General features: G+C 64.7%; 16 protein-coding genes. 10 read left to right on the top strand and 6 right to left on the bottom strand.

Annotated features, from left to right (window positions below):
• Positions 1 to 93: 93 nt before the first annotated feature.
• The 4 genes from IVB22_RS12995 to lpxK are packed head-to-tail and all read left to right on the top strand — an operon-like array spanning position 94 to position 3,359.
• Positions 94 to 342, top strand: a complete 249-nt coding sequence (locus tag IVB22_RS12995) for a DUF4170 domain-containing protein (RefSeq protein WP_247517697.1) — start codon at positions 94 to 96, stop codon at positions 340 to 342.
• 12 nt (positions 343 to 354) lie between these two features.
• Positions 355 to 1,068, top strand: coding sequence for a lysophospholipid acyltransferase family protein (locus IVB22_RS13000; RefSeq protein ID WP_247517698.1), 714 nt, complete (start codon positions 355 to 357; stop codon positions 1,066 to 1,068).
• On the top strand, positions 1,031 to 2,365 hold the full coding sequence (locus tag IVB22_RS13005; protein ID WP_247517699.1) for a 3-deoxy-D-manno-octulosonic acid transferase: 1,335 nt from the start codon (positions 1,031 to 1,033) through the stop codon (positions 2,363 to 2,365). The genes IVB22_RS13000 and IVB22_RS13005 overlap by 38 nt, the downstream gene beginning before the upstream one ends.
• Positions 2,358 to 3,359, top strand: coding sequence for a tetraacyldisaccharide 4'-kinase (gene lpxK / locus IVB22_RS13010; RefSeq protein ID WP_247517700.1), 1,002 nt, complete (start codon positions 2,358 to 2,360; stop codon positions 3,357 to 3,359). Before IVB22_RS13005 ends, lpxK begins: the two co-directional genes overlap by 8 nt.
• 97 nt (positions 3,360 to 3,456) lie before the next feature.
• Here lpxK and IVB22_RS13015 read toward each other — a convergent pair whose 3' ends face one another.
• The gene (locus IVB22_RS13015; RefSeq protein WP_057850006.1) at positions 3,457 to 3,684 is read right to left on the bottom strand and encodes a DUF2093 domain-containing protein; all 228 of its coding nucleotides are present in this window, start codon (positions 3,682 to 3,684) and stop codon (positions 3,457 to 3,459) included.
• A gap of 185 nt (positions 3,685 to 3,869) precedes the next feature.
• On the opposite strand from IVB22_RS13015, the gene IVB22_RS13020 reads away from it, so the two are divergent.
• Positions 3,870 to 4,703 (top strand): dienelactone hydrolase family protein, encoded by an 834-nt coding sequence (locus tag IVB22_RS13020; protein ID WP_247517701.1) that lies wholly within the window; start codon positions 3,870 to 3,872, stop codon positions 4,701 to 4,703.
• On the opposite strand, the gene xseA is transcribed toward IVB22_RS13020, so the two are convergent.
• On the bottom strand, positions 4,700 to 6,319 hold the full coding sequence (gene xseA / locus IVB22_RS13025) for an exodeoxyribonuclease VII large subunit (RefSeq protein WP_247517702.1): 1,620 nt from the start codon (positions 6,317 to 6,319) through the stop codon (positions 4,700 to 4,702). The genes IVB22_RS13020 and xseA overlap by 4 nt on opposite strands.
• 168 nt (positions 6,320 to 6,487) lie before the next feature.
• On the opposite strand from xseA, the gene purD reads away from it, so the two are divergent.
• The gene (purD, locus tag IVB22_RS13030) at positions 6,488 to 7,771 is read left to right on the top strand and encodes a phosphoribosylamine--glycine ligase (protein WP_247517703.1); all 1,284 of its coding nucleotides are present in this window, start codon (positions 6,488 to 6,490) and stop codon (positions 7,769 to 7,771) included.
• 103 nt (positions 7,772 to 7,874) lie between these two features.
• On the opposite strand, the gene IVB22_RS13035 is transcribed toward purD, so the two are convergent.
• Positions 7,875 to 9,107, bottom strand: a complete 1,233-nt coding sequence (locus tag IVB22_RS13035; RefSeq protein ID WP_247517704.1) for an acyl-CoA dehydrogenase family protein — start codon at positions 9,105 to 9,107, stop codon at positions 7,875 to 7,877.
• 126 nt (positions 9,108 to 9,233) lie between these two features.
• Here IVB22_RS13035 and IVB22_RS13040 point away from each other — a divergent pair, with 126 nt between their 5' ends.
• Positions 9,234 to 10,139 (top strand): alpha/beta fold hydrolase, encoded by a 906-nt coding sequence (locus IVB22_RS13040; protein ID WP_247517705.1) that lies wholly within the window; start codon positions 9,234 to 9,236, stop codon positions 10,137 to 10,139.
• Positions 10,140 to 10,230: 91 nt separating this feature from the next.
• Here IVB22_RS13040 and IVB22_RS13045 read toward each other — a convergent pair whose 3' ends face one another.
• Complete coding sequence (locus IVB22_RS13045; RefSeq protein ID WP_247517706.1) at positions 10,231 to 10,677, bottom strand: nucleoside deaminase; 447 nt, start codon at positions 10,675 to 10,677, stop codon at positions 10,231 to 10,233.
• A 165-nt stretch (positions 10,678 to 10,842) separates the two neighbouring features.
• Here IVB22_RS13045 and IVB22_RS13050 point away from each other — a divergent pair, with 165 nt between their 5' ends.
• The gene (locus IVB22_RS13050; protein WP_247517707.1) at positions 10,843 to 12,930 is read left to right on the top strand and encodes a pseudouridine synthase; all 2,088 of its coding nucleotides are present in this window, start codon (positions 10,843 to 10,845) and stop codon (positions 12,928 to 12,930) included.
• 7 nt (positions 12,931 to 12,937) lie between these two features.
• Positions 12,938 to 13,492, top strand: coding sequence for a 16S rRNA (guanine(966)-N(2))-methyltransferase RsmD (gene rsmD / locus IVB22_RS13055; RefSeq protein WP_247517708.1), 555 nt, complete (start codon positions 12,938 to 12,940; stop codon positions 13,490 to 13,492).
• 96 nt (positions 13,493 to 13,588) lie between these two features.
• Here the strand turns inward: rsmD and mutL are convergent, their stop codons facing one another.
• On the bottom strand, positions 13,589 to 15,394 hold the full coding sequence (gene mutL, locus IVB22_RS13060; protein ID WP_247517709.1) for a DNA mismatch repair endonuclease MutL: 1,806 nt from the start codon (positions 15,392 to 15,394) through the stop codon (positions 13,589 to 13,591).
• A gap of 228 nt (positions 15,395 to 15,622) precedes the next feature.
• On the opposite strand from mutL, the gene IVB22_RS13065 reads away from it, so the two are divergent.
• Positions 15,623 to 15,940, top strand: coding sequence for a ribbon-helix-helix domain-containing protein (locus IVB22_RS13065; RefSeq protein ID WP_247517710.1), 318 nt, complete (start codon positions 15,623 to 15,625; stop codon positions 15,938 to 15,940).
• A gap of 67 nt (positions 15,941 to 16,007) precedes the next feature.
• On the opposite strand, the gene IVB22_RS13070 is transcribed toward IVB22_RS13065, so the two are convergent.
• Positions 16,008 to 17,576, bottom strand: coding sequence for a GMC family oxidoreductase (locus tag IVB22_RS13070; protein ID WP_247517711.1), 1,569 nt, complete (start codon positions 17,574 to 17,576; stop codon positions 16,008 to 16,010).
• Positions 17,577 to 17,606: the final 30 nt, after the last annotated feature.

Raw genomic sequence — 17,606 nt, forward strand, 5'->3', positions numbered from 1 at the left:
ATCGGTCGAAATCCGTGCCACAATTCATTCCGTCCACATCGCGATATCAGCTATCGCTTCTGCTTGCCGGGCACCTCGTTAGGAAAGACCAACATGCCAGATAGTGCCCCGCAACAATTGCTGCATCTCGTCATCGGCGGCGAGCTGACCGATCTCGAACACGTCACATTCAAGGACCTCGACCAGGTCGACATCGTCGGCGTATATCCCAATTACGCATCCGCTCACGCGGCCTGGAAGGCGAAGGCGCAGCAGACCGTGGACAACGCCCACATGCGCTACTTCGTGGTTCACCTCCACCGGTTGCTCGATCCAGGTCAAGACACGAAGTCCTCTGGTTAAGAAGTCCTGCAGTTGAAACGATTCCTTCGCGATTTGCTGCGCAGCACCTGGGTTCAGCGCGCGCTGGGTGTGCTCGCGGCCGAATATCTGCGGCTGGTCTGGCTGACCAACCGCTTCAGCTATGATCCGGCCGACGTCTATGAGCGGGTCGAGCCGGAGATGCCGGCGATCTTCGCGTTCTGGCACGGCCAGCATTTCATGACGCCGTTCATCAAGACCAAGGACAGCCACCGTGCCAAGGTGCTGATCTCACGGCATCGCGACGGCGAATTCAACGCCATCGCCGCCGAGCGGCTCGGCATCGGAACCATCAGAGGTTCCGGCGATCATGGCGGCGCCTTTCACCGCAAGGGCGGCGTAGGCGCGTTCCGGGAGATGCTGCAGGCGCTGGAAGACAAGTGGAACGTCGCCACGACCGCCGACGTGCCGAAGCGTGCGCGGGTGGTGGGACTCGGCATCATCATGCTGGCGCGAGAGTCCGGCCGGCCGATCATGCCGTTTGCAATGGTGACCTCCAGGTTCATCCGGTTGAAGAATTGGGATTCTTCAACCATCAATTTGCCATTCGGGCGCGGTGCGGTGGTCGGCATTGAACATGTATACGTGCCGCCGGATGCCGATGCCGAGACTATGGAAAAGCTGCGTCTTCAGGTAGAAGCTTATCTGAACGAAGCGACCCGTCGCGCCTATGCGGCCGTCGGGCGTCCGGAGGCCGCTCTTGGCTAATTCGCTGCCGATGACGCTGCGCGTCTACCGGAAACTGTCGTCCGCGATGGTGCCGCTGTCGCCAGCGTTGATCAGCCGGCGGTTGAAGCTCGGCAAGGAAGACCCGGCGCGGGTCGGCGAACGCCGCGGTCTGAGCGTCGATATCCGGCCCACCGGGCCGCTGGTGTGGATTCACGGCGCCAGCGTCGGCGAAGTGCTGGCGGCGGCGGCGCTGATCGAGCGGCTGCGGGCCTTGAACCTGCGCATCCTCGTGACCTCGGGCACAGTGACCTCGGCCGCGATCGTCGCCAAGCGGTTCCCATCTGACGTCATCCACCAGTATGTGCCGTATGATTCGCCGCGTTACGTCGCGCGATTTCTCGATCACTGGCGGCCCTCGCTGGCGCTGTTCATCGAATCCGACCTGTGGCCGAACCTGATCCTGTCGAGCGCCGCGCGGCGGCTGCCGATGGTGCTGATCAACGGACGGATGTCGCAGCGCTCGTTTCCGCGCTGGCAGCGGGTCCAAGGGACCATCTCGGCGTTGCTCGACAAGTTCGACGTCTGCCTGGCGCAGTCGCAGACCGATGCGGATCGCTTTGCGACGCTGGGCAGCCGCAACGTCATGGTCACGGGAAACCTCAAGCTCGACGTTCCCGCCCCGCCGGCCGATGGCAACAAGCTGGATGTGCTGATGTCGATGACGCGCGGCCGCCCCGTGGTGGTCGCGGCCTCCACGCATCCCGGTGAAGAAGAAATCCTGACGGAAACACACCGGACGCTTGCCGGCTATTTTCCAAAGCTGTTGACCGTGATCGTGCCCCGGCATCCCGATCGCGGCGAGGCCATTGCGCGCATGATCGCAGCTTCCGGCCTCAATCCGACCCTGCGCTCGCACGAGGACTTGCCCACCGCCACAACCGACATCTATGTCGCCGACACCATGGGCGAACTGGGGTTGTTCTACCGGCTTGCGCCGATCGTGTTCATGGGCGGATCGCTGGTCAAGCATGGCGGGCAGAATCCGATCGAGGCGATCAAGCTCGGTGCGTCGGTCATTCACGGCCCCCACGTCTTCAATTTCACCGACGTCTATGAAGCCCTCGATTCCGCCGGCGGCGCGCGGCAGGCCGATACGCAGGAAGCGCTGGTCAAGCATTTCGGGCAGATGCTCGCCGATCCCAAGGCGCGCGAAGCGGTGCTCACCGCGTCCGAGCGCGTGGTCGGCCAGCTCGGCGGCGCGCTGGAGCGCACGCTCAGCTCGCTCGAGCCGTATTTGCTGCAATTGCGGATCGAGATGGGAGCCGCCAATGCGTGAGCCGGGCTTCTGGCACGGCCCGGCCTCGCTCAACGCGCATCTCCTGAAACCGCTCGCCGCCCTCTATGGCGCCATCGCTGCAAAGCGCCTGCAGCGCAAGGGATTGAATGCCGGCATTCCGGTGCTCTGCGTCGGCAATTATCACGTCGGCGGCGCTGGCAAGACGCCGACCGTTCTGGCGCTGGCCAAACTGCTGCGCGAACTCGGTGAGACGCCGGTGGTGCTCAGCCGCGGCTATGGCGGGAAGTTAGGTGGCCCGGTCAGGGTCGATCCCATCAGGCACGCGGCTTCCGATGTCGGCGACGAGCCCTTGATGCTGGCAAGCGCGCTCCCGGTGGTGGTGTCGCGCAAGCGGGCGGAGGGCGTGCCGCTGGCGCGCGCGCAAGGCGCGACCGTAATCCTGATGGACGACGGTTTTCAGAGCCCGGCGGTCGTCAAGGATGCATCCCTGATCGTGATCGACAGCGAGCGCGGGCTCGGCAACGGGCAGGTGTTTCCCGCCGGCCCCCTGCGTGCGCCGTTGCGGCCGCAACTGGCGCGCACCGACGCGCTCATCATCGTCGGCAACGGCAGTGCTGCTGCTTCGGTGGCGACGGAGATCGCGGCGCAAGGCAAGCCGGTGCTAGCAGCACATCTGAAGCCGGATGCGGCGCAGGTCGCACAGCTTCGGGGCAAGCGCGTGCTGGCGTTTGCCGGCATCGGCGATCCCACGCGATTCTTCAACACGCTGCGCGCCAGCGGCATCGAAGTGGCCGGGCAGCGCGCCTTCGCCGATCATCATGCGTATTCGCAAGCCGAGATCGAAAGCCTGATCGCCGAGGCCAAACGCGATGGCCTGACACTGGTGACGACGGAAAAGGATCTGGCGCGCTTAAGGGATTGGTCGCAGCAAATCGTGCCGTTCCCTGTGACGCTGGAGTTCAGCGATCCCGTGCAGTTGCGGAAGTTCGTCGCCGACCGGTTATTCAAAGCGCGAGAGAGGAAAGAACCGTAGGGTGGGCAAAGCGAAGCGTGCCCACCATTCACGGACGACTGTGCAAGACATGGTGGGCACGCTTCGCTTTGCCCACCCTACGAAACTACAATAACGCTCAGCCCTGCGACTTCAGCGCGCCGGGAAAGTGCCGCTGCAGCACGGCGGTCGGAACCGAATAGGCCTCCTGCAGGTCGACGCTCCAGTACTTCAATTCGTCGAGCGGGATCCGCACGTCGGTGATGGCGCAGCGCACATAGGTTCCGGGCGAGATCACGCGGAAATCGCCGTCCAGATATTGCACCTGCGCTTCGCCATGGCCCGAGGGCCCGAATTTATTAAGCACCGTCAAACTCTCCGATTGGCCGCGCGCGGGCTGGTCCTAAGTATATTTTCCAATATTCGATCTATCATAAATAGGTCGTACTGTCCGCCCCGGAAACTGACCTACTTGTGATGATTTTGTGCCGACCTGCATGATAGCGTGAATTTTACCGTGCCCGCAGCGTGATACCGATCCGACAGAGACCGATGCGCCTGTTGTCAGCAACGCTATTCCTGACGCTGCTTGCTGCGGCCTGCACCGCCGGTGCCGCGCCGTTGCCGGCACCGCGCCAGGTCGATATCCCGGCGACCGGTCTGACCCTGCATGCCCAGCTCTACAAGCCGGATGGCGACGGTCCGTTTCCCACCGTGATCGCGCTGCATGGTTGCGGCGGATTGGGCGGGCAGTCCGAGCCGGTGCAGCCGCGCTACCGCGACTGGGCTGAACAGCTATTGAAGACCGGCCACGCGGTGCTGCTGCCGGACAGTTACGGTTCGCGGGAGCTCGGTCCGCAATGCCGCGACAAGGAGCGCCGTGTGCTCGCCCGCCGCGAGCGGGTGGCCGATGTCAATGCATCGCGGAAATGGCTGTTGCAGCAACCCTGGGCCGCGCGTGATCGGATCAGCCTGATCGGTTGGGCGAACGGTGCCAGCACGGTGCTGTGGGCGGTGCGCCCGCAATCGTCCGCGCGCGGTATCGAGCCGGATTTCCGCTCGGCCATCGCATTCTATCCGGATTGCCGGATCTCCTCCGGCCTCGGCTGGAGCACGCGGGTGCCGACGCTGCTGCTGATCGGCGCGCAGGACGACGTCAGTTCGCCGTCAGCCTGCCGCCAGGTGGTGGAGGGCGCCCGCGGCCGCAGCGCGCTGGCGCAGATCGTGGTCTATCCTGGCGCATCCCACGATTTCGACCTCGCCAACCTGCCGCTGCGGGCGATCGCAGGCTCCGACGCCGCGTTGCCCGAACGCGGTCATATCGGCACGGATGCGGACGCGCGCAGGGACGCGCAACGGCGCGTCACGGAGTGGCTGGCGCGCTAGAACAGGCTTCCCTGATCAACCGGCTTGGCCACGCGCTTCGGCGCCGCCGGCTTCTCCTCGCGCGGCGCCGCTTTCGGCGTACTCGCGGCGGGAGCCGTTGCCTGCGGCCGATCAGCATCCGCGGTAGCGCCGACGCGGCCGTCGGCGAATTCGATCGTCAGACGCGCGTTCGGCCCGATCGCGGCGGCCGCGTGCACGGCGTGGCCATGCTCGTCGCGCACCAGGGCAAAGCCGCGCGCGAGCACGCCGCGGTAGGACAGCGCCGACAACAATTGGCCGCTATGGGCGACGCGCGCGTCGAGACGCTGCAAAGCGGTCTCAATCGCGCGGCGGGCGCGCTCGGCCAGCCGTTGCGTGCGTTCGCGGTCTCGCGCGATGGCATTGCGCTGCGCCTGAGCGTTGGAGAGCTTTGAGGCCTTGAGCCTAACCTCGAGCCCGGCAAAGCGTTCGCGCCGGTTGCGCAGCAGGGCGCGGGCAGACAGCCTGATGCGTTCGCCCGATACCGTGAGGCGGTGATTGGCTTGGGCTACCTGTCCGCGCAAAACCTTCAGCGTCAGGCCGGCGCTGAGATGAGAAAAGCGGCGGTGATGGGCGTGCGTATTGGCCTTCAAGCCGCGGGGCAGGGCGGCGCTGAGATGATCCAGCCGCTGCCTCGGGATCGCGAGCAGTTCGCTCAAACCCGGCAGCGCGCGAGCGGCGGCGCGCAATTCATTGCGGCGGCTCTCCTGGCCGCGCTGCCAGCACACCATCGTGCGCCGCGCCAGGCTTTCGACCTCGACGAACAATTCGCTGCGCACTGGGACCGCCATTTCGGCGGCGGCCGTCGGCGTCGGGGCGCGCTTGTCGGCCGCGAAATCGATCAGCGTGATATCGGTCTCGTGGCCGACGGCCGAGATCAGCGGAATCATGCTGTCGGCGGCGGCGCGGACCACGATCTCCTCGTTGAACGACCACAGATCCTCCAGCGAGCCGCCGCCGCGCGCGACGATCAGCAAATCCGGCCGCGGAATCCGCCCCGCTTCGGGCAGCGCATTGAAGCCGCGGATAGCCGCCGCTACCTGTTCGGCCGAGCCTTCCCCCTGCACCTTCACCGGCCACACCAGCACGCGGCGGGGAAAGCGATCCTCCAGCCGGTGCAAGATATCTCGAATGACCGCCCCCGTCGGCGAGGTGATCACGCCGATCACCTCCGGCAGCCAGGGCAGCAGTTGCTTGCGCGCCTCCTCGAACAGGCCTTCGGCCGCGAGCTTCCGCTTGCGCTCCTCCATCAGCGCCATCAGCGCACCAATGCCGGCGGGCTCCAGCGCTTCGATGACGATCTGGTATTTCGACGAGCCCGGGTAGGTCGTGAGCTTGCCGGTGGCGATGACCTCGAGCCCCTCCTGCGGCTTGAACCGCATCCGGGCGTGAGCGAACTTCCAGATCACCGCCTCGATCTTGGCGCTCTCGTCCTTCAGCGCGAAATAGCAGTGGCCGGAAGAGTGCGGCCCGCGGAAGCCGGAGATTTCGCCGCGGACGCGGACATGGCCGTAGGCGTCCTCCACCGTCCGTTTCAGGGCGGAGGACAGTTCCGAGACGGTGAATTCGGGCGCGTTGATCAGGTTCTCAGCAGGCATATCAGGGCTTAGAATCGGCCTTTTCCGGCGCTTCCGCAAGGTGCTGAGGCCGTGACGGGGGGGTCGGGGCACATATCCACACAGGAATAGACACGTTGTTGCGGCTCGCTCCTGTCGTGCTAAACCGTCGCGCAATAGCCGGCAACCCTCCATTTGGCTGCACTCCCCATGAACATCCTCCTGCTCGGTTCCGGCGGCCGCGAACACGCTCTCGCATGGAAGATCGCCGCTTCCCCGCTGCTCACCAAGCTGTGGTGTGCGCCCGGCAATGCCGGGATCGCCAGGGAGGCGGAATGCATCGCGCTTGATATTGCCAATCATTCCGCGGTGATCGAGTTCTGCAAAAGCAACGCTGTCGATCTTGTGGTGGTCGGCCCGGAAACGCCACTGGCGGCCGGGATCGTCGACGAGCTCGCGGCGGCCGGCATCAAGGCGTTCGGACCGGGCAAGCAGGCGGCGCAGCTCGAGGGATCCAAGGGGTTTACCAAGGCGCTCTGCACCGAATTCAACATTCCGACCGGCGCCTATGGCCGCTTCACGACGGCTGATGATGCGCTGGCTTATGTCCGCAAGCAGGGCGCGCCGATCGTGGTCAAGGCTGACGGCCTTGCCGCCGGCAAGGGCGTCGTCGTTGCGAAAACACTGGCCGAGGCGGAAGCCGCCATCGCCATGATGTTCGACGGCGCGTTCGGTTCGGCCGGCACTGAAGTCGTGATTGAGGAATTCCTCTCTGGCCGCGAGATCAGCTTCTTCGCGCTGTGCGACGGCGAAACCGCGATCCCGCTTGCCTCCGCCCAAGACCACAAGCGCGTGTTCGATCACGACGAGGGACCGAACACCGGCGGCATGGGCGCCTATTCGCCGACGCCGTTCGTGACTTCAGAAATTCACGACCAGATCATGGCGCGGATCATCCTGCCGACGGTTACGGGCATGAAGCAGCGCGGCACGCCGTTCCGCGGCGTGCTTTATGCGGGCGTGATGCTGACCGAGCAGGGGCCGAAGCTTTTCGAATACAATGTCCGTTTCGGTGATCCCGAGTGCCAGGTGCTGATGCTGCGGATGATGTCCGACATCGTGCCGGCGTTTCTGGCGGCCTGCGACGGAGAACTGAAGCATTTCGACCTGCGCTGGTTCCCCGATCCGGCACTGACGGTGGTGATGGCGGCGAAGGGTTATCCCGGCGATTACAAGAAGGGCACGCGCATCGAGGGCCTCGATGACGCGGCCAAGATCGAGGGCGTCGAGATCTTCCACGCCGGCACGGTGGCGAAGGACGGCGCCATTCTCGCCAATGGCGGGCGCGTGCTGAATGTCTGCGCAATGGGAAAGACGGTGCTGGAGGCGCAGCAGCTAGCCTATCAGGCAGTTGATTGCATCCAATGGCCTGATGGTTTCTGCCGCCGTGATATCGCCTGGCAAGCGGTGGAGCAGGAGAGGGCGAGGGGCTAGGGCAGTCGCGTAGGGTGGGCAAAGCGAAGCGTGCCCACCACAACGATCTCGGTCCGCAATGGTGGGCACGGCGCTTCGCGCCTTTTCCCACCCTACGTAGTCGTCAGAGCAAATCGCCGCCCACCGCGCTCGCCGTCGTGCCGTGCTCGCGGAACGCCTTGATGACGTTCTTGCCGATCTTCCACTTGTGCACCTCGTCCGGGCCGTCGACCAGTCGCTGTGCGCGCACCTGCGTGTACCATTTGGCGAGCGGCGTATCCTGGCTGAAGCCGAGCGCGCCGTGGAGCTGTATCGCGGTGTCGATTACCTTGTGCACCATGTGTGCGTGGAAGATCTTGGCGATCGAGTTTTCCTGCCGGATATCGAGGCCCTTTTCCGCCTTGTAGGCGATGTGCAGCAGCATCAGGCGGCCGATGTAGAGCTGCTCGGCACAGTCTGCGAGCATGAACTGGACGGCTTGCCGGTCGGAGAGCAACTGGCCGAAGGTCGAGCGCTTGGTGATGTGGGCGACCGCCATGTCGAGCGCGCGTTGCGCCTTGGCGACGTTGTGCATGCCGTGGCGGAGGCGGCCATAGGCGAGGCGGTGCTGACCCATCGCAAAGCCGTTGCCTTCGCCGCCGACGAGATTGTCGGCCGGCACCTTCAGGTCCCTGATCTCGATTTCGGAGTGACCGCCGTGGATCACCTCGTCATGCGGTCCCTCGATTGCCATGTTGGCGACGTTGCGCTTGATCTTGTAGCCGGGGTTCGGCAACTCGACGAGGAAGGTGGAATATTGCTTGTGCCGCGGCGCGTTCGGATCGGTCTTGGCCATCACCAGCGCCATATCGGCCACGCTGGCGGAGGAGGAAAACCACTTCTCGCCGTTCAGGACGTAATTCTCGTTGCCGTCCTTCACCGCCGTGGTCTGCATGCCGGTGGCGTCGGCGCCGGCCGCTTTCTCGGTCATCGAGAAGCAGATCCGTTTGTCGCCGTTGAGCAGGGGTTTAAGGAACTTCTCCTTCTGATATTCCGTGCCGTGGGCGAGGATTGTCATCATCGAGGCGTCGTCGGGCCCCTGCGTGTTCATCGAGAGCGCGCCGAGCATGCTCTCGCCGAGCTCCATCTGCACCAGCGCGTTCGCCAGCGGACCGAGGCCCATGCCGCCATATTCCTTCGGCACCCACGGGCACCACAGGCCGCGCGCGCGGGCCTTGGCCCGCAGCGGACCCAGCACTTCGGCGAGCGGCTTGGTATCGAGTTCCTTCTCCGCGGGGATGCATTCGTCGTGCACCCATTGGCGGACTTTTTCGCGGATCGCCTTGGCTTCGGCCGGGATTTCGAAATCGATCGACATCTGACGGTTTCCTCGGTTCTTGTTCCTGTTGGTCGGGCTTGAGGAATGGCATAAACCTGCGGCCTGCCAGCGGCAACGGCAAACAAAGTTTGAAGCAATAGAAGCAGCCCACGAGGGAGCGCGCCCATGCCCGATCTTGCCGATCTGTTTCCCGGATACGCCTCCGAATGGATCAATACCTCGTCGGGCCGCATCTTTGCCCGCGTTGGCGGCAAGGGTCCGCCGCTGTTGCTGCTGCACGGATTCTCGTCCACGCATGTGATGTGGCACCCGGTTGCGCCGCAACTGGCGGACAGATTCACGCTGATCATCGCCGACCTGCCGGGCTATGGCTGGTCTGACATGCCGCGCAGCGACGGGAACCACACGCCCTACACCAAGCGCGCGATGGCGAAGGTCATGGTGGAGGCGATGGAGCAACTCGGCCATGTGCATTTCGCGCTCGCCGGTCACGACCGTGGCGGGCGGGTGTCGTATCGGCTGGCGCTCGATCATCCCGGCCGGTTGTCGAAGCTAGCCGTGCTGGATATCGCGCCGACCTATGATTATTGGGAAAAGCTGAACCGGCTCTCCGCGTTGAAGATCTACCATTGGGCGTTTCTGGCGCAGCCTTATCCGTTGCCGGAGACGCTCGTCGCAAGCAATGGAGAGTTCTTTCTCAAGTGGAAGATGGCGAGCCAGACCAAATCGAAGACGCTCGACGCCATCGATCCGCGCGCGCTGGAACATTATCTGGCGCCATTCCGCGATCCCGCCCGCGTGCATGCGATGTGCGAGGATTACCGCGCCGGCGCCTATGCCGATTACGAGATCGACAAGGCGGATTTCGATGCCGGTAAAAAGATCACGATCCCGATGCTGGCGCTGTGGGGCGATGCCGGTGTTGCAAGCGCTGCTGCGACGCCGCTCGATACGTGGAAGAAATGGGCGACGAATGTCAGGGGAGCGCCGGTGGATTCCGGGCATTTTCTCACCGAGGAGAATCCGGATGTGACGGCGAAGTTGTTGCGGGAGTTTTTTACCGCAGAGTGATTTCGTAACCCGGATGGAGCGAAGCGCAATCCGGGACAGTGTCCACGATATTCCCCGGATTGCGCTGCGCTCCATCCGGGCTACAGGCCGATCACCGCCGCACCTTGAAAAACTCCTTGAGCAGCGTCGCCGCCTCTGTCTCCCCGACCGCCGAATAAACCTCCGGCACGTGGTGGCAGGTCGGCTGCGCAAAGAACCGCACGCCGGAATCCACCGCGCCGCCCTTGGGATCGGCCGCGCCGTAATAGAGCCGCCGGATCCGGGCGAACGAAATCGCGCCGGCGCACATGGTGCAAGGCTCCAGGGTGACGTAGAGGTCGCAATCGACCAGCCGCTCGGTCCCGATGGCCTCCGCCGCCTGCCGGATCGCCAGGATTTCGGCATGGGCGGTTGGATCGCGGTCGGTCAGCGTCCGGTTGCCGGCGGTAGCGATCACCTCGTAACCCCTCACGATCACGCATCCGATCGGAACTTCCCCGGCTTTTCCGGCGTTTTCGGCCGTTTTCAGTGCCAAATCCATGAAAGAAGGGACAGTCATGCCTCGTATCATCGGAAGAAACCTGCTACTAGCTGCGCCTTCAGCAAACGTGGATGCCGGTTTTGCGTGAGAATGCGCCTTGAGCGAAGCGCGCGCGCGTTACCGCTTTGACAGCCCATCCGCATCCGCCTGATAGCCATTTTACCTGCACCCGAGAGACCATTCATGCCCCGCGATAACGACAAAAACAACGATTCCCGCGGCCGGCGTGACCGGCCCGGCAGCGGCAAGGGCCGCTCCGGGGCGGCGAGGGGGCCTGAGAAGAAGTTCGCCAAGCGCGGTTTTGCCGGCAAGGGTGAAGGCGACGGCGAGCGGCGTCCCTATGCCGGGAAGTCCGACGGCACGAAGTCGTTTGGCAAGAAGCCTTATTCCGGCGGTGGAAAACCTTACGCCGGCAAGCGCGATGGCGATGATCGTCCGCCGCGCCGGGACTTTGTCGACCGGCCGCAGCGCTTCAGCCGCGATGACCGTCCGCGTGGCGATTTCGGAGATCGCAAGCGCGACTCCGGGGATCGCGGACCGCGTAAGGATTTTCGCCCGCGCGATGACGGCGGCGAGAAGCGTTCATTCAAGCCGCGCGGTGACCGTCCGAATTTCAATCGCGACGACCGTCCGCCACGCCGGGATCGCGACGATGCACGTCCGGCTGGACGTTTTTCCGACAGGAAATTTGGCGACAAGAAGCCCTACACCCCGCGAGGTGGCGGCGAGAAGCGGCCTTACACACCGCGTGGCGAAGGTTTTCGCAAAGACGGCGACCGTCCGCGTGGCGATCGTCCCTTCAGCGCGCGGCCGTCGCGCGATGGCGATCGTCCCCGCGGCGATCGTCCGGAGCGAAAGTTTGGCGGTGACAAGAAGTTCTCGCGCGGTGCGCCTGATCGCGGACCTCGCAAGAGTTTTGGCGCCGACCGCGGCGATTCAAAGCCGTGGCAGAAGCGCGAGGATCGCGGCGGCGAGGAGCGTCCGCGCTTTTCGCGTTCGCGCGAGGATCGCCCGGCGGGTGATCGTCCATTTCGTGAGCGGCCGAAATTCGATCGACCCCGCGAGGATCGCCCGAAATTCGATCGTCCTCGCCAAAGGCCGGAAGGTCGCACCGACTGGCAGGAGCATCCGCGCAGTGAAGCGGGAGACGATCGGCCGCGCCGCGAGAACGAGGACGACAGCAAGATTTTTGCAAAACGTCCGGCGTTCGGCGGCCGTGGCGCTTATCGCGAGCGCCCACCTGAATTCGACAGGCGCGCGCCGCAGCCGCCGCGCGTCAAGAAATCCGGTGAACGCATCGCCAAGGTGGTTTCCCGCGCTGGCCTCGCCTCGCGCCGCGATGCCGAGGAATGGATCACGCAGGGCCGCGTCACCGTCAACGGCCGCGTGATCAATTCACCCGCGCTCGACGTCACCGCCAATGACACCATCGCCGTCGACGGCAAGGTGCTGCCGCCGCGCGAGCGCACGCGGCTGTTCATGTATCACAAGCCGCGCGGCCTGATGACCACGCATGCCGACCCCGAGGGGCGGCCGACAGTATTCGACAATCTGCCGGAAGGCCTGCCGCGGCTGATCTCGATCGGCCGGCTCGATTTCAATACCGAGGGGCTATTACTGCTGACCAATGACGGCGGGCTGGCACGCGCGCTCGAACTGCCCGACACCGGCTGGCTGCGGCGCTATCGCGTCCGCGCCCATGGCGAGGTCACGCAGGCGCAACTCGACGAACTCAAGAAGGGCGTCGAGGTCGACGGCGTCAAATACGGTTCGATCGATGCGACGCTGGAGCGCGACCAGGGCGCCAATGTCTGGCTGGTGTTTGCAATCCGCGAAGGCAAGAACCGTGAGGTCCGCAACGTCATGGCGCATCTCGGGCTCGAGGTGAACCGGCTGATCCGCGTGTCCTACGGGCCGTTCCAGCTTGGCGAACTCGCCGAGGGACAGGTCGAGGAGGTCAAGACCCGCGTGCTGCGCGAGCAGCTCGGCGAGAAGATCGCAACGCTCGCCGGTGCCGATTTCAACCGGCCGATGCCGGGCGAAAAGTCCGACGACGAAGAGACTGACGCGCCGCGCGGCAAGAAGCCGTTCAAGCCGGCAGGGAAAAGCGCGCTGATCGCCGACCGCAAAGGCCGCCGCGTGCTGGTGCAGCGCACCGGCAGCGAGGAGGCCCGCGCCCGCAACGAGGACGAGGCCAGCGGCTACGGCCCGCCACGCCGCCCCCGGCGCGGCTACCACGGCAAGCGCGATCTGAAGCCGCAGGACGAGTAGTTGGGCGATGCGTGTCGTCGGCGGACGATTGAAGGGTCGTAATCTGGCCGCGCCGTCCTCGCAGGCGATCCGCCCGACGGCGGATCGGTTGCGGGAGTCCGTGTTCAACATCCTGATCCATGCCTATGACCACCCGATCGAAGGCGCGCGCGTGCTCGACTTGTTCGCCGGTACCGGCGCGCTCGGCATAGAAGCGGTATCGCGCGGCGCCGGCTTCACGCTGTTCGTCGACAATGGCGCCGAGGCGCGCGCGCTGTTGCGCAACAATGTCGAGGCGCTGGGCCTGGGCGGCGTGACAAAGGTTTATCGCCGCGATGCCACCAATCTCGGTCCGGCACATCCGATGGAGCCGTTCTCGCTGGCCTTTCTCGATCCGCCTTACGGCAAGGGTCTGGCCGACAAGGCGCTGGCCTCGTTGCGCGATGGGGGCTGGCTGACGCCGGGGGCGCTGCTGGTGGTGGAGGAGGCGAAGGCTGCGGCGTTTGCGGCGCCCGATGGTTTCGAGGAGCTGGAGCGGCGCGCGTATGACGATACGGAGTTCGTGTTTTTGCGAGGTCTGTAGGGTGGGCAAAGCGAAGCGTGCCCACCATTCTCACCAAGTATTTCCGAGGAGATGGTGGGCACGTCGCTAACGCTCCTTTGCCCACCCTACGATTCGTTACCGCCGCCCGAACAGCTTCTCGATATCGCTCAGCTTCAATTCCACATAGGTCGGCCGGCCGTGGTTGCACTGGCCGGAATTCGGTGTGTCTTCCATCTCGCGCAGAAGCGCGTTCATCTCCTCCGGCTTGAGGCGGCGGCCGGCGCGGACTGAGCCGTGGCAGGCCATGGTGGCCGCGACATGCATCAAACGCCGCTCCAGAGGCAGCGCCTCGTCCCATTCAGCCATGTGCTCGGCGAGATCGCGGAGCAGCGCCGCCGCATTGGTCTTGCCGAGCAGCGACGGCGTCTCGCGCACCGCCACTGCGCCGGGGCCAAAGGATTCGATCGCCAATCCAAACGATGCCAGTTCGTCGGCGCGCGAGAGCAGTCTTTCGACAGTCGCCTCATCGAGTTCGACGATCTCGGGGATCAGCAGGATCTGCCGCTGCACGCCATTCTTCGCCAGCGACGCCTTCAGCTTCTCATAGACGATGCGCTCATGGGCGGCGTGCTGGTCCACGACGATGAGGCCGTCGCGGGTCTGCGAGACGATATAGGTCTCGTGGATCTGCGTGCGAGCCGCACCGAGCGGGCGGTCGAGCAGATCGGGCGAGGGATGCACTTCGAAGCGCACGTCGGCAGTAGGTGTGCCGACGTCGAACGCGGCCTGTCCCACCTCGGCAAAAGCCGGAGCGGCGGCGCCTTCGAACGAAGGCCTGACCGGATATGCGGGCGAACTCCGCCAGTCCCAGTTGGTCGGGCGCGGCGTAAAGGACGGGCGGAATGCCGACAGCGCCGCGCCGTCGGTATTGGCGGCGGTGCGCCGGCCTTCGCGGGCGAGACCGTCCTTCAACGCGTGCACGATCAGCGCGCGGACGAGGCCGGCGTTGCGGAAGCGCACCTCGGTCTTGGCGGGATGCACGTTGGCGTCCACCTCCTGCGGCTCCAGTGTCACGAACAGCGCTACGACAGGATGACGGTCGCGCGGCAGGTAATCGGAATAAGCGGCGCGGACCGCGCCGAGGATGAGCTTGTCGCGCACCGGACGGCCGTTGACGAAGAGATATTGTCCGAGCGCGTTGGCCCGCGTCAGCGAGGGGGCTGCGGCAAAACCCTCGACCATGACGCCTTCGCGCTCAGCGCGCACTTCGATCGCGCTTGAACGGAAATCGCTGCCCAGGATATCGCCGAGCCGCGTCAGCCGGCCCGCCGCGCCGGGCAGTGCCGCGGCCCAGGTCACCGGCGCGCGCTCCTCGCCGGCGAGCGTGAAGGCGATATCGGGCCGCGCCATCGCCAGCCGCCGCACCACTTCGCGGATCGCTTCGGCTTCGGTACGGTCGGTCTTGAGGAATTTCAACCGGGCCGGCGTTGCGTAAAAGAGATCGCTGACTTCGACGCGGGTGCCTTGCGACAGCGCCGCCGGCATGATCTGCGATTTTGCGCCGCCTTCGACCGACAGCGACCAGGCGTGCGGCTCGCTGCCGCGGCGCGTGGTGATGCCGAGCTTCGCCACCGCGCCGATCGAGGGCAGGGCCTCGCCGCGAAAGCCCAGCGTGCGAATGAGCAACAAATCCTCGTCGTCGAGCTTGGAGGTGGCGTGGCGATCGACGGCGAGCGCTAGGTCGCCATGGGTCATGCCGCTGCCATCGTCGGTGATGCCGATCCGCCGCCGGCCGCCGCCATCGGTGAAGATGTCGACCCGGCTGGCGCCGGCGTCGATGGCATTTTCGACCAGTTCCTTGACCACGCTCGCGGGACGTTCGACCACCTCGCCGGCGGCGATGCGGTTGACGACCTGTTCGGGGAGCTGGCGTACGGGCATGGGGACGGGGGGCTTGAGCGTCGATTCGAGGCTGAACCGCCATTGTAGGCGCTAGGGGTGGCAAATGCATGGGAAGAAGCCGAAACACTGCCCGGCTGGGGATGAAAATGGACTATGGCCTTGAAGATGCTGAGTTTCGTCGCGGCGGGCCGCCGCGAGTTGGGATTGTGAGGTCGCGTGGTCAGGTATATCGTTTAGAAAAGTTATAATCTGACGGGGAGGAACGCCATGTGCCATCTGTTCGCGCACCAGCCTCAACGCGACTATGAATCGCAGACCCGGTCGCTGCGGATGGGCGGCCATTCCACCTCGATCCGGCTGGAAATATCGTTCTGGGACACGCTGGAGGAGATCGCGGCGAAAGAGGGGATGAGCCTTGCAAAGTTCCTTACCACGCTGCACGACGAGGTCCTCGACCACCACGGCGAGGTCAAAAATTTTGCGTCGCTGTTGCGCTGCTCCTGCCTGATCTATCGCGCCAAGAGCGCTGTTGTCGTGCCGGAATTTCGTGGCAGTGTTCCTGCCATTCTCGATGCAGCCGAATAGTTTCCGTCCGATCTAAAGGAAAAGCGGCTCGGTCCATCCCGGACCGAGCCGCTTCCGTTTGCGGGAATTAGATTTCCTTGCGCTGCATCGCACCGGCGATGTGGTCCGCCTGCCGGATTGCCAGCGAGACGATCGTCAGCGTCGGATTGCAGGCAGCGCCGCTGGTGAACTGGCTGCCGTCGGAGATGAACAGGTTCTTGACGTCGTGGGTCTGGCCGAACTTGTTCACCACGCCATCCCCAGGCTTTTCGCTCATCCTGTTAGTGCCGAGGTTGTGCGTGCTCGGGTAGGGCGGCGTCGGATAGGTCACGGTGGCGCCCACGGCCTCGTAGACGGCGGCCCCCTGCTTGTAGGCGTGATTGCGCATCGCGACGTCGTTGGGATGATCGTCGAAATGCACGCTCGCGACCGGCATGCCGAACTTGTCCTTGGCCTTCGGATCCAGCGTGATGCGGTTGGTTTCCTGCGGCATGTCCTCGCCGACCAGCCACATGCCGGCCATGCGCGGATAGGACTCCATCGCTGACGTGAAGGAGCGTCCCCACGCGCCGGGGTTCAGGAACGCCGCCATGAAGGGGACGCCGATCGACAGCGTCTCCATCTCATAGCCGCCGACGAAGCCGCGTTTGGGATCGTTCTTGGCTTCGTCTTTGATAATGCCGGCCATGGTGGTGCCGCGATACATGTGCACCGACTTCTCGAACGCGGCGTACACGCTGCCGGTCATGTGCCGCATGTAGTTGCGGCCGACCTGCCCGGACGAGTTGGCAAGGCCGTCCGGGAACACGGTCGAGGCGCTGTTGAGCAATAGCCGCGGGCTCTCGATCGAGTTGCCCGCGACCGCCACCACGCGCGCCTTCTGGCGCTGCATCGCGCCGCTCTGGTCGGCATAGACCACGCCGGTCACCTTGCCGGACGCGTCGTGCTCGATCTTGATCACCATGCTGTTGGGGCGCACTTCGAGATTTCCGGTCGCCTCGCCCCTGGGGATCTCTGTATAGAGCGTCGACCATTTCGCACCCGACTTGCAGCCCTGGAAGCAGAAGCCGATCTGCTGGCAGGCCGCGCGCCCGTCGCGTGCGTCGCTGTTGATCGCCATGTTGCCCGTGTGCACGGTCTTGTAGCCGAGCTTCTTCGCGCCGGCTTCCATCACCTTGAAATTGTTGTTGCCGGGCAGCCCCGCAATGCCGTTGGTTCGGGTCACGCCCATCTTGTCTTCGGCCTTGGCGTACCACGGCTCCATCTCGGCGAGCGTGATCGGCCAGTCCTGCAGATTGGCGCCCGGGATACTGCCGTAGGTGGTCTTGGCCTTGAACTCGTGCTCGTCGAAGCGCAGCGACGCGCCGGCCCAGTGCGTCGTCGAGCCGCCGACCGCCTTGACGATCCAGGCCGGCAGATTGGCGAAGTCCTTGGCGACACGCCAGCTTCCGGATGTCGTGCGCATGTCCGACCAGGCGAGCTGCGTAAAGCTCTCCCACTCATCGTTGACGAAATCCTGCATTTCGATGCGCGCGCCGGCTTCAAGGATCACGACCTTGACGCCCTTCTGCGCAAGCTCATTGCCGAGCGTTCCGCCGCCGGCGCCCGAGCCCACGATCACGACCACACCGCTGTCATTCAGATCGAATTTTGCCATGTTGAATTCCTCCCTGACTATTCGTTGCCT

Source organism: Bradyrhizobium sp. 190 (genome assembly GCF_023073415.1).
Classification (GTDB): domain Bacteria; phylum Pseudomonadota; class Alphaproteobacteria; order Rhizobiales; family Xanthobacteraceae; genus Bradyrhizobium.

Excerpts from the sequence above, each read along its gene's own strand:
- IVB22_RS12995 (WP_247517697.1), top strand. The coding sequence starts at position 94 with ATGCCAGATAGTGCCCCGCAACAATTGCTGCATCTCGTCATCGGCGGC.
- IVB22_RS13005 (WP_247517699.1), top strand. The coding sequence starts at position 1,031 with ATGCGGCCGTCGGGCGTCCGGAGGCCGCTCTTGGCTAATTCGCTGCCG.
- lpxK (WP_247517700.1), top strand. The coding sequence starts at position 2,358 with ATGCGTGAGCCGGGCTTCTGGCACGGCCCGGCCTCGCTCAACGCGCAT.
- IVB22_RS13020 (WP_247517701.1), top strand. The coding sequence starts at position 3,870 with ATGCGCCTGTTGTCAGCAACGCTATTCCTGACGCTGCTTGCTGCGGCC.
- xseA (WP_247517702.1), bottom strand. The coding sequence starts at position 6,319 with ATGCCTGCTGAGAACCTGATCAACGCGCCCGAATTCACCGTCTCGGAA.
- purD (WP_247517703.1), top strand. The coding sequence starts at position 6,488 with ATGAACATCCTCCTGCTCGGTTCCGGCGGCCGCGAACACGCTCTCGCA.
- IVB22_RS13035 (WP_247517704.1), bottom strand. The coding sequence starts at position 9,107 with ATGTCGATCGATTTCGAAATCCCGGCCGAAGCCAAGGCGATCCGCGAA.
- IVB22_RS13040 (WP_247517705.1), top strand. The coding sequence starts at position 9,234 with ATGCCCGATCTTGCCGATCTGTTTCCCGGATACGCCTCCGAATGGATC.
- IVB22_RS13045 (WP_247517706.1), bottom strand. The coding sequence starts at position 10,677 with ATGACTGTCCCTTCTTTCATGGATTTGGCACTGAAAACGGCCGAAAAC.
- IVB22_RS13050 (WP_247517707.1), top strand. The coding sequence starts at position 10,843 with ATGCCCCGCGATAACGACAAAAACAACGATTCCCGCGGCCGGCGTGAC.
- rsmD (WP_247517708.1), top strand. The coding sequence starts at position 12,938 with ATGCGTGTCGTCGGCGGACGATTGAAGGGTCGTAATCTGGCCGCGCCG.
- mutL (WP_247517709.1), bottom strand. The coding sequence starts at position 15,394 with ATGCCCGTACGCCAGCTCCCCGAACAGGTCGTCAACCGCATCGCCGCC.
- IVB22_RS13065 (WP_247517710.1), top strand. The coding sequence starts at position 15,623 with ATGTGCCATCTGTTCGCGCACCAGCCTCAACGCGACTATGAATCGCAG.
- IVB22_RS13070 (WP_247517711.1), bottom strand. The coding sequence starts at position 17,576 with ATGGCAAAATTCGATCTGAATGACAGCGGTGTGGTCGTGATCGTGGGC.